An 11,029-nucleotide genomic window follows, 5' to 3' on the forward strand; every position below is an offset into this window, starting at 1 on the left:
GCACGGCCTGCAGGGCGGTTTGCGGGGCGGGGCGAAGATAGCGCCGGGCGCCGGATGCGGCAAAGAAGAAGGAACTGACGGAAGAAATGCCAAAACGAACGGATATCCATAAGATTCTGATCATCGGCGCCGGACCGATCATCATCAGCCAGGCGTGCGAATTCGACTATTCCGGCACCCAGGCCTGCAAGGCACTCCGGGAGGAGGGCTACGAGGTGGTGCTGGTCAACAGCAATCCGGCGACGATCATGACCGACCCGGAGATGGCCCACCGCACCTACATCGAGCCGGTGATCCCCGAGGCCGTGGCCCGGATCATCGAGCGGGAGCGGCCCGATGCCATCCTGCCGACCCTGGGGGGCCAGACCGGCCTCAACACGGCCGTGGGCCTTGCCAAAATGGGCGTCTTGGAGCGTTGCGGCGTGGAGATGATCGGCGCCACCTTAGCGTCCATCAACAAGGCCGAGGACCGGGACCTCTTCCGGAAGGCCATGCACAACATCGGGCTCCGCATCCCCAGAAGCGGCATCGCCAACACCATGTCGGACGTCCGCAGGATCTCCCGGGAGATCGGCTTCCCCATCATCGTCCGCCCGGCCTTCACCCTGGGGGGGACCGGCGGCGGGGTCGCCTACAATCCCGAGGAGCTGGATCTCTTTGCCAAGGCGGGCCTGGACGCCAGCCTGATCACCCAGGTCATGCTCGAGGAATCCGTCCTGGGGTGGAAGGAATACGAGCTGGAGGTCATGCGGGACAAACACGACAACGTCGTGATCATCTGCTCCATCGAGAACCTGGACCCCATGGGCGTCCACACGGGGGACAGCATCACCGTGGCCCCGATCCAGACCCTCACGGACCGGGAATATCAGGTGCTCCGGAACGCCTCCATCGATATCATGCGGGAGATCGGCGTGGACACGGGCGGGTCCAACGTCCAGTTTGCCATCAATCCCAAAACCGGCGAGATGATCGTGGTCGAGATGAACCCCCGGGTCTCCCGCAGTTCGGCCCTGGCCTCCAAGGCCACCGGCTACCCCATCGCCAAGATCGCCGCCAAACTCGCCGTCGGCTACACTTTGGACGAGCTGCCCAACGACATCACCGGCGGGACGGCGGCCTCCTTCGAGCCCACCCTCGACTACTGCGTGGTCAAGATCCCCCGGTGGACCTTTGAAAAATTTCCCGAGACCCCGGATTATCTCACGACGGCCATGAAATCCGTGGGCGAGACCATGTCCATCGGACGGACCTTCAAGGAGGCCTTCCAGAAGGCCGTCCGTTCCCTGGAGATCGGACGGCACGGACTGGGCGCCGACGGAAAGGATTTCCAGGATCTGGAAGGGCGGCCCCCGACCCGGGAGGAGATCGAAAAGAAGCTCGCCGTCCCCAATTCCCAGCGGGTGTTTTACCTGCGGTATGCGCTTCAGGGCGGCATTTCCGTGGACGAGATCCACGCCCTGACCGGCATCGACCCCTGGTTTCTCCATCAGATCCGGGAGATCGTCGACATGGAGGCAACCCTGTCGGCGTCGAAAAACGCCTCCGCCGACGCCGGCATCGATGCCGCCCTGCTCCGCAGGGCCAAATCATGGGGGTTCTCGGATCTTCAGCTCGCCTGCCTCACCGGAGGGACGGAAGCCGGGATCGAACAGCGCCGGAAAGGCCTGGGCATCCGGCCGGTGTATAAGCTCGTGGATACCTGCGCCGCCGAATTCAAGGCGTCGACGCCCTACTATTACTCCACCTACGAGATGGAGAACGAGGCCCGCGTCTCCGACCGGAAGAAGGTCATGATCCTTGGGGGCGGACCCAACCGCATCGGCCAGGGGATTGAATTCGATTACTGCTGCGTCCACGCCTCGTTGGCCCTCAGGGAGATGGGGATCGAGAGCATCATGGTCAACAGCAACCCCGAGACCGTGAGCACCGACTACGACACCTCGGACAAGCTCTATTTCGAGCCCCTGACCCGCGAGGACGTCCTCCACATCGTCGAGACGGAAAACCCCTTCGGCGTCATTGTTCAGTTTGGCGGACAGACCCCGCTCAATCTGGCGGCGGCTCTGGCCGCGGCCGGCGTGCCCATCCTGGGGACCCGGCCCGAAAGCATCGACCGGGCCGAGGACCGGGAGCTGTTTCAGGCCATGCTGAAAAAACTGGGCCTGAAGCAGCCGGCCAACGGCACGGCCATGACCGTGGCCGACGCGCAAAAGGTGGCGGCGGAGATCGGCTATCCGGTGATTGTGCGGCCCTCGTATGTCCTGGGCGGCCGGGCCATGAAGATCGTCTACACCCCCGGCGAGCTGGAGGGCTTCACCAAGCTCGCCATCCTGGCCTCGCCCGGTCATCCGGTCCTCATCGACAAATTCCTGGAGAACGCGGTGGAGGTGGATGTCGACGCCCTTTCCGACGGCCGGAGGACTTTGATCGGCGGCATCATGGAACATATCGAGGCGGCCGGCGTCCATTCCGGCGACTCCGCCTGCGTATTGCCGCCCCAGGGTATTGAAAAGCCGATCTTGGCTGAAATCTCCGACGCCACGAAGGCCATGGCCGCGGAGTTGGGCGTGGTGGGGCTCATGAACGTACAGTATGCCATCCGGGAAGGGCGGCTTTACATCATCGAGGTCAACCCCCGGGCCTCCCGGACGGTGCCGTTCGTCAGCAAGGCCACGGGCGTCCCCCTGGCCAAGATGGCCACCCGGGTGATGATGGGCATGACCTTCGACGAGCTGGGTCTGACCCATGAGGTGATTCCCTCCCATATTTCGGTCAAGGAGGCGGTGCTGCCCTTTGACCGGTTCCCCGACGTGGACACCCTGCTGGGGCCCGAGATGAAATCGACGGGCGAGGTCATGGGCATCGACATGAAGTTCGGCCATGCCTATGCCAAGGCACAGCTGGGGGCGGGCCAGCGGATGCCGACGAAAGGAGCCGTCTTCATCAGCGTGCGGGACCGGGACAAGGCCGCCGTCCTGCCCATATCGGCCCGGTTCCACGAGATCGGCTTCAAAATCCTGGCCACGGAGGGGACCGCCCGCTTTCTCTCTCAAAACGGCGTTCCCGGCCTTCGGATCAACAAGGTCTCGGAAGGACGGCCCCACGCCGTGGATGCCGTCAAGAACGGCGAGGTCCAGTTCGTCATCAACACGGGCGAGGGGGATGAAACCCGCGAGGACGGATACCAGATCCGGCGGGCGGCCATCAAATTCAGCATCCCCTATGCCACGACCATTGCCGGCGCCGATGCCATGTGCCGAGGCATCGCGGCCCTCAAGGAAAACGGGATCTCCGTCAAGGCCCTTCAGGAGTACATGGCGGATATGGTCTGATCGGCGGAAAATTTCTGAAAGCACGATCGTGGATGCCCGGGCCGAAAACGGCTCAGGCGATCCTTTACCCTGGACATTCAACACTCACTCCCGAAACACATCTCGGGAAGCGTGACCGGAACCCATTCGATGATAGATGAAAAACCGCGTGAATCCTGTGGACTCTTTGGCATCCATAACCATCCCGATGCGGCCAGACTGAGCTATTTCGGGCTGTATGCACTTCAGCACCGCGGCCAGGAAAGCGCGGGGATCGCCGTGGTCCGCGAAAAGACCATCGCCTCCCACAAGGGGATGGGGCTGGTGTCCGATGTTTTCAAAAACACCCACTTCGAGGAGCTCAACGGGGTGACGGCCGTGGGGCATGTCCGCTACTCCACCACGGGAAGCTCCATCCTGTCCAATGCTCAGCCCTTTGTCGTTCATCACCGCAACAAATCCTATGCGGTCGCCCACAACGGCAATCTGGTCAATGCCCACAGCCTGAAACAGGAGCTGGAGGAATCCGGTTCCATTTTTCAGACCACCATGGACAGCGAGGCCTTCCTGCATTTCCTGGTAAGCAACCTGAAATACGGCTTCGAACAGGCCCTGATCTATACCGTGTCCCGCATGAAGGGCGCCTTTTCCTTCATCGTGATGACGAGCCAGGGGGAGCTGGTCGGCATCAAGGATCCCAACGGCTTCCGGCCCCTCTGCCTGGGAAAGCTGAACGGAAGCTATGTCCTGGCGTCGGAGTCGTGCGCCCTGGACCTGGTTCAGGCGGAGTGGATCCGGGAGCTGGACCCGGGGGAGATCGTCATCATCCGGGAGAACGGCATCAAGAGCCTGAGAACGCCCACCCCCAAGACCAGCCATTTCTGCATCTTCGAATTCATCTATTTTGCACGGCCCGACAGCAACATCTCGGGGCTCAACGTCTACCAGGTGCGAAAGGCCCACGGCCGGCGCCTGGCCAGGGAGGCTCCCGTGGACGCCGACCTGGTCATGCCCTTCCCCGATTCGGGAACCTACGCGGCCCTTGGGTATTCCGAGGAGTCGGGAATTCCGTTTGAAATGGGGATGATCCGGAACCACTATGTGGGGCGGACATTCATCCAGCCGACCCAGAGCATGCGGGATTTCGGGGTCCGGGTGAAGCTCAATCCGGTCAAGGACCTGCTGCGGGGGAAGGACATCATCATCATCGAAGACTCCATCATCCGGGGCACCACGGTCCGGACCCGCGTAAGGGCACTCCGCGAGATCGGGGTGAAGCGGATCCATCTGCGCGTCAGCGGGCCTCCCCATCGGTTCCCCTGCCATTACGGCATCGATTTTTCCACCAAGGGGGAGCTGATCGCCGCCAGCAAATCGGTGCAGGAGCTGAGCGATTTTCTGGGGCTGGACAGCCTGCATTACCTGAGCCTACGGGGCCTGCTGGACGCCACCGGCATCGAAAATCCGGAAAGCTATTTCTGCAAGGCCTGCTTTGACGGCTGCTATCCGGTCGAGTTCGACGAGAACCTCTCCAAAAGCTGTCTCGAGATCCGCTGAGGGGCCGGCAGGTATGAAACGCACCGTCGCGTTCTCCAGGAACGCCGTCAATGTCTTCTTTCATATCCTCACCGGCTGCAACCTGCGGTGCCGGCACTGCTATATCAACCCGGATCAGCACGGCCGGAACCGCCTCCCCCTCGCCGTCATCGATGCGTGGCTCGCGGCCTTTTCGGAAAAGGCCCCCGCGGCGAACGTCATCTTTCTGGGCGGCGAGCCGACCCTCCACCCGGACCTTCCGGCCGCGATCCGGCGGGCCAGGGCCCTGGGCTATCATTCCGTGACCGTCGACACCAACGGATACCTGTTCAACGATATTCTGGATAAGGTGACGCCGGAGGAGGTCGACTTCTTCAGCTTCAGTCTGGACGGCGCCACCCGGGAAACCAACGACAGGATCCGCGGCGAGGGCGTCTACGACGCCTGCATTGCGGGCATCCGCAGAACCCGGCAGCGCGGGTTTCAGGTGAGCCTCATCTATACCGTGAGCGCCGCCAACATCCATGAGCTGGAAGCGATGGGGTCCGTTCTGGCGCACCTGTCCATCGACCGGTTTTTCATCCAGGTGATCGGCATCCGGGGGAAATCTGCAGGCCCGGATCAGAGCCTCCAGGTGCCGCGTAAGACGTGGCTGGCGGCGGTTCCCCCGGCGGCGGCGGAAATCGCCCGGTTGGGGATCATCGTGAACTACCCCAAGGTCTTCCTGGCGCCGGACGAGCCCTTTGCGTGCGCGGGGATATGTGCCGAGAACTATTTTATTTTTCCCAACGGTCGGGTTTACCGATGCCCCCTGTGCGAGGATTTCCCCTACCACTCCCTGGCGTTTGAGGGGGACCGGCTGGTTCCCATGCCCCGGCTCAACGAGTCCGATTTTTTCAAGCTGACGATCCCCGAAGGGTGTGTGATGAACCGGCTGATCCAGCCGGATAACCTGGAATATGGGGAAGACGGCAGGCCTGCCTATCAGATTGCCTGCTGCATGCTCAAGGAGGAGATTTGCAGGGGGTGATGCGAAAACGGCGGTGCCGTTTTCGCACCGACGGCGTCAGCGGCGGATGGTGCTAGTTTTTGGTGGAATCTGTTTCGGGGGTATCTGAAGCGGACGGGGCCGTTTTCGGCGTCATCATGCATGCCGGCACCATGACCTTCTGCAGGTTTTCATATCCTGTTTGGTAAACGTTTCCCCAATCCATCATCGTATCGCTTATTTTCTCCGAGGCCCAGACGGACTGTTCCCAGAGCTGGCCCGCCATTTTTTCGGCGCGCTTATGGAGCAGTTCCACGGCATTCAGAGCGTTCTTAAGGGAGTTGTCTTGAATTTCCGCCCACTGCTTAAGCATCAGGGTCGGGTCGGTCAGGTGGATCATCTTCTTCTCTCCTTTTCGCGTTGGGTTTGGTTTCAGGGGGTGGGGTTTCGCTTCTGAAATGCTGACCGAAGTCGATCATCATCTTCTGGAACAGCTCTCCCTGATTTTTGACGATATCCTGGAGTTGGTTGGTGGTATCGGCGCACTCTTCTTTCCGGTCTGAAAGGAGCATCCTCAGGTGCCGGATGGTTTCTTCCTGATCCATGCATCTGGCCTTGAGGGTTTCGTATTTTTCCACGAGGGCCAGATGCTCTTTCTTGGGTACGACCCCATAGACGCCCAGGTAGTCCTGAAAGGACTTCTGGAACTCCTTCAGCGCCATGGTCCATGCTTCCTGAGGATCTTCTTTTTTTGCGGAAATCTTGTCCAGACCATAGAGCTTCTTGAAGGCGTCGATCATCTCTTCAAAGCCGGCCGACGCCGTTTTCGGGGAGGGGGGTGCTGCCATTCCGGGGAGCCCCAGCCGCATCCACCGCATCAGGTCGTCGCTCTGCTTTTTGCTCTTGGCGGCATTCAACAGGAGGTTTCCCCAGAATTCCAGAAATTTTTCGTCCATTATTTCTCCTCGATTTGGCTCGTGGGCGATCAGATATCTTCTGTCTGAGACGAAAGTTCCATGTCGAGATGAAATCGGACCGGCCCTCGGTAATTTTTGTCGCCGAAGCGGGTATGGAGGGCGCATGCCGATTTGGGATCCGACCATGAGGTCGCGATGGCCACATGGCCCTTGGGAAAGGCGGACACTTCGGCATCGATGTAATCGAGCGGCGCGAGGGCGGTTTCCTTTTCCACCAGATCATCCCGCTCGCCATAGCAGATCAGCCATTTGATCCCCTTTTCCTGGATGCGCTTGAAATTGAGGGGCTTTCCGAAAAGCCGTATGGGAAGGGTGCCGTCGGGGGTGATCGGAATATTGTAGGAGGCGAAGCTCATTTCCGTAATCGAAAGGGGCAGGTCGCTGCGTTCGTTCTGAAGCCAGTAGTTGAGTGCGGCGGCGGTTTTGCTGATCTTCACGGGCTCGTGGTCCCGGGGGCTCAGCATCATCAGGTCCCTTAGAAAAGCGACCACGGGGGCCTCGGACTGGATGCTCTTCAGCTTGTAGACCCAGCCCATCAGGTTGCCGTCGGCGACCTTGTTGCCGTTGGCGAGCATTTTTGTGCCGTAGGCCAGATCGTTGAAGCGGGCCGGCAGGTCGAAAAGAAAATTTTTCAGCCCGTGGCTTCGGGTGCCGTCCATGGGGGAGACACAGGTGATGAGCGCATCCACCAGCCCGTCGAGCTCGCCGGAGAGAATGTCGCAGATCCCGGAAAATCCGCCCTGGCAGTAGCCGTTCAGGGTAACGGGTTTACCGTGGCGGGCCATGATCTGTTCACAGAAAACCCGGGTGTCCCTCGCGTCATCCTCCCCGCTCATGACCTGGACCGCCGGGGTGGTCTGGATGTCTTTCATGATTCGGATGTACGTGGGAATGCCCTGATTGGCGAAGCAGTGGGTATAGCTCTTGTTCTCGCCCGGCAGGAATGCGAGAATGTTGGCGCCCAGGACAAAGGGCGGTAGAATGATCAGGGGTTTGCCGTCTTCGCGCACCGGGACGGACGGGTCGGTGGGAAGGACCTGGTAGAGCAGGAACCGATCGGTTTCCGAGAACTTGACGCCCGTGCCGCGTTCGAAATGAAATCCGAACTCCGATTCAACATTACGGATGGCCTCGGGATAGATCCGGGTTACCGCCTGTGTCATGCGGGAATGGCGGGAGGTAAATTCCTCCATGTCATTTGAGTTGATGTCTAAAACGGTGTTGATCAGTGCGGTGACGGCTGCCGGCACCTCCCGCTTGAAGTACTCGTTCGTCATCTCCATGCCGGCGGTGAGGCCTTTGTTGGAAAGTTCCAGGTTGAAGGATAGCAGGTCCATGTATGACCGGAAGGTTTCCAGAGGGGAGGTCATGATAAGCTTATCCTGCTCCACCCGATTGAAATAGTTGGTGGAGATCAGAAAAGGGAGCATGAAGTCGTTAAGATATTTCGAGTAACCGACGCAGTAATTCTGCATGGCGGTCAGGTGATTGGCAACGACATTGACGTGAGACATCATTTTGCCGAGAAGTTTTTCGTCAAGGCATTTGCCTGAAATTTGTTTTACCGTGGACATCTTAACTTGTCTCCTCTGGTCAAGGTGTGCATGGTGCCCGGGTGGAGGCACCATGCACTTGCCGCCTATTCCGCGTCGGAAAAATAGTCTTCGACCTTCTTGAAATTCTGGTCTACGGCTTCTTTGTATTTGATGCGACCTTCCCTGTAGGCTTCGACCCATTTTTTGACGGCCGCCTTCCCTTCCTCGGGAAGAAATGCCGCCTGCTCCAGAAATGCGGTTACCATCTTCTCGCCCTGTTCCTGAAGGGTTGTCAGGGCGCTGAAGGAGTTGTCGAAGGTGGCCTTTTGGAAATCGATCATCTGTTTGAATAATTTTTTCTGATCCATCATTTCTTTTTTTCCTTACCTTATTTTGATTGATTGTAGAAGGGCTATTTCGTGTTGAAAAGCGCCTCCAGCCTCACGAACCCATCGTCCACTGCCTTTTTGTAACTATCCCGGGCCTTTTTGCCCATGGCTACGGATTCATCGATCATCTTTCTGCCTTGTTCGGGCATCAACGGCATTTTTTCGAAAAGCATTTCGTTCATTTCCTCCGCCTGATTCTGAAGTCGGCAGGTGGTTTCGTAAGCACTCTCGAAGAATGTTTTCTGAAATGTTATCATCTGTTTTACAGGGGTCAGGGTGTCCAATTTTTTCCTCCTTGATTTCGGGTTGAAAAGGAAACGGCGATCTTTTTTATTGCCATAATATATCGCGCCATTATTTTTTTGTCAAGCAGAAATATTGCGTTGCACAAATATATATGGGGCTTCATCGGCTTCATCAAACATAAAATTATATTGACTTAATTGATAGTTATTGGGTAGACTCGAATAAATCTGAAGAAAAAAATATTGCAATGAGTCATTAGTGGAGAAGGCATTATGCACCAAAATGAAAAAATTATTCTGAAAAAATACCCCAATCGCAGGCTGTATGACACCCGGAACAGCACCTATGTCACCCTGGAAGATGTGGCGGGGCTGATCCGAAGCGGATATCAGGTTGAGGTGATCGATTTGAAGACCGATCAAAACGTGACGGCCTTCATTTTGACCCAGATCCTGATGGAGCAGACGAAAAGAAACAACAAACTCCTGCCGGAATCCCTTCTTCATTTGATCATCCGGTCCGGGGAAAATATTCTGAGTGATTATTTTGAAACCTATCTGGAGCGAAATATCCAGAGTTACCTGACCTATAAAAAGAACATGGAAGAGCAGTTCAAGCTGTGCCTCGAACTCGGCATAGACCTTTCAGGGATCGCCGAGAGGACCATGAAGCAGATGAGCCCGTTTGCGCCGACCGCCGCGTTTTTCGGGGAGGACGCAAGCGCGAAGGATGAAAAGGATTCATAATCTTGTAATGAGTCTGGTCCGGTCATACTATATGGAAATATTTTCAGGGATTCTTCCCGAAGTGATCTGCTGTAACCCCAAGGGAAAAATGGAGCGGGCGTATGAAAAAAGACAATAAGGGCACGACAGGCTCTGAATCCATCATGGGTGATTGGATGTCCCAGGTCGTTGGGTTTTGGGAAAATATGGCCAAGACCGGAACCGAGTCCCCTGGACCATTTGGTATTCCCGGGATGGCCGGACAGGAGAAAGCCCGAAAAAATCTCGAAGCCGGGGGAAAGATGTTTCAGACGATGGTGGCGTTTTTAAGCAAGCCCGAAACCATCGAGGGGATGATGAAAGGTCTGGATGAGACCCCCGATCTGCTGAGCCGACTGGCCCGGCAGTCATGGGAAGGCTTTTTCGATCTTCAGAAACAGTGGATGGAACGGGCCGCGAGGATGGGACGCGAGACAAAGGCCTACAGTTTTGAAGACATCGATCAGGACACCTTCAGATCCGTTCGGGAGCTTTATGAGAAGGAATTCCAGAAATTCCTGCAGGTTCCCCAACTCGGGCTGACCCGGTTTTACCAGGAAAGATTCAACCGGCTGATCGACAATCAAAACCTGTTTCAAGCTGCGCTATCTGAGTTCATTTATATGTTCTATGTGCCGATCGAAAAAACGACCGGCGTGATGCAGGAAAAGATGGAGGAGATGGCCGAGGCGGGGGAGATCCATGACGATTTCAAGGTCTACTACAACATGTGGATCAAAATCCTCGAGGGGCACTACATGACCCTTCTGAAATCCCCCGAATACGCCGAGGTGATGGACAATACCATCCATGCCCTGGTGGACTACAGGAGGGCCAAGGAGGATTTCCTCTGCGATCTGCTCCAGAACCTCCCCATTCCGACCCATCGGGATATGGATGCGCTCTACAAGGAATTCCATCTCATGAAGAAAAAAATCAGGGAGCTTTCCAGGAAAGTGGAAAGTCGTCCATCTGAAGAAAGTGAATGACGCTTGCTGAAAGGAGGACCCGTATGAGCCAGTCAAAAATCGCCGTCGATCTGATCCTGAAAAAACTGACGGAGAGCACCGAACAGGCCAAGACGCTTGCCCAGAAAGCTTCCGAGGTGCTCTTGGGGCCGCTGGAAACCGACCTCGCCACGACGCCCTACGCGGTGGTGTACGAAGAGGACCGGGTGAAGCTGAAGCACTACCGGCCCGAAAAGGTCACCCACAAATTCCCCCTCCTGGTGGTGTACGCCCTGATCAACCGGGAGACGATGCTCGACCTTCAGCCCGGGC

At 57.5% G+C, this 11,029-nt stretch carries 10 protein-coding genes and 1 pseudogene; 6 read left to right on the plus strand and 5 right to left on the minus strand.

From position 1 onward, the window contains the following. Positions 1-86 precede the first annotated feature (86 nt). The 3 genes from carB (at position 87) to ACEW8N_RS21725 (ending at position 5,880) form a co-directional block, all read left to right on the plus strand. Complete coding sequence (gene carB / locus ACEW8N_RS21715) at positions 87-3,335, plus strand: carbamoyl-phosphate synthase large subunit (protein WP_373501967.1); 3,249 nt, start codon at positions 87-89, stop codon at positions 3,333-3,335. Between the two features lie 129 nt (positions 3,336-3,464). After that, complete coding sequence (purF, locus tag ACEW8N_RS21720; RefSeq protein WP_373501968.1) at positions 3,465-4,871, plus strand: amidophosphoribosyltransferase; 1,407 nt, start codon at positions 3,465-3,467, stop codon at positions 4,869-4,871. A 13-nt stretch (positions 4,872-4,884) separates the two neighbouring features. Then, on the plus strand, positions 4,885-5,880 hold the full coding sequence (locus ACEW8N_RS21725; protein ID WP_373501969.1) for a radical SAM protein: 996 nt from the start codon (positions 4,885-4,887) through the stop codon (positions 5,878-5,880). Positions 5,881-5,932: 52 nt separating this feature from the next. On the opposite strand, the gene ACEW8N_RS21730 is transcribed toward ACEW8N_RS21725, so the two are convergent. The 5 genes from ACEW8N_RS21730 to ACEW8N_RS21750 all read right to left on the minus strand — a co-directional run bounded on the left by ACEW8N_RS21730 (position 5,933) and on the right by ACEW8N_RS21750 (position 9,023). Beyond that, positions 5,933-6,238 (minus strand): hypothetical protein, encoded by a 306-nt coding sequence (locus ACEW8N_RS21730; protein WP_373501970.1) that lies wholly within the window; start codon positions 6,236-6,238, stop codon positions 5,933-5,935. Next, positions 6,204-6,794, minus strand: a complete 591-nt coding sequence (locus ACEW8N_RS21735; protein ID WP_373501971.1) for a hypothetical protein — start codon at positions 6,792-6,794, stop codon at positions 6,204-6,206. The genes ACEW8N_RS21730 and ACEW8N_RS21735 overlap by 35 nt, the downstream gene beginning before the upstream one ends. Positions 6,795-6,823: 29 nt before the next feature. Further along, a complete protein-coding gene (locus ACEW8N_RS21740; protein ID WP_373501972.1) occupies positions 6,824-8,389 on the minus strand; it encodes a metal transporter in 1,566 nt (521 codons plus the stop codon). Between the two features lie 65 nt (positions 8,390-8,454). Further along, on the minus strand, positions 8,455-8,721 hold the full coding sequence (locus tag ACEW8N_RS21745) for a hypothetical protein (RefSeq protein ID WP_373501973.1): 267 nt from the start codon (positions 8,719-8,721) through the stop codon (positions 8,455-8,457). Positions 8,722-8,762: 41 nt separating this feature from the next. Further along, the gene (locus ACEW8N_RS21750) at positions 8,763-9,023 is read right to left on the minus strand and encodes a hypothetical protein (RefSeq protein ID WP_373501974.1); all 261 of its coding nucleotides are present in this window, start codon (positions 9,021-9,023) and stop codon (positions 8,763-8,765) included. Between the two features lie 234 nt (positions 9,024-9,257). Here ACEW8N_RS21750 and ACEW8N_RS21755 point away from each other — a divergent pair, with 234 nt between their 5' ends. From ACEW8N_RS21755 to ACEW8N_RS21765, 3 genes and pseudogenes are all read left to right on the plus strand, one after another. Then, positions 9,258-9,731: a polyhydroxyalkanoate synthesis regulator DNA-binding domain-containing protein gene (locus tag ACEW8N_RS21755; RefSeq protein WP_373501975.1), complete on the plus strand. Its 474-nt coding sequence runs from the start codon at positions 9,258-9,260 to the stop codon at positions 9,729-9,731. 101 nt (positions 9,732-9,832) lie between these two features. Beyond that, complete coding sequence (locus tag ACEW8N_RS21760; protein ID WP_373501976.1) at positions 9,833-10,738, plus strand: poly(R)-hydroxyalkanoic acid synthase subunit PhaE; 906 nt, start codon at positions 9,833-9,835, stop codon at positions 10,736-10,738. A 23-nt stretch (positions 10,739-10,761) separates the two neighbouring features. Then, positions 10,762-11,029, plus strand: a pseudogene (locus ACEW8N_RS21765) (class III poly(R)-hydroxyalkanoic acid synthase subunit PhaC); the annotation flags it as partial.

Origin of the sequence: Desulfococcus sp. (assembly GCF_041737845.1) — a bacterium.
In the GTDB taxonomy this organism is placed as follows: domain Bacteria; phylum Desulfobacterota; class Desulfobacteria; order Desulfobacterales; family Desulfococcaceae; genus Desulfococcus.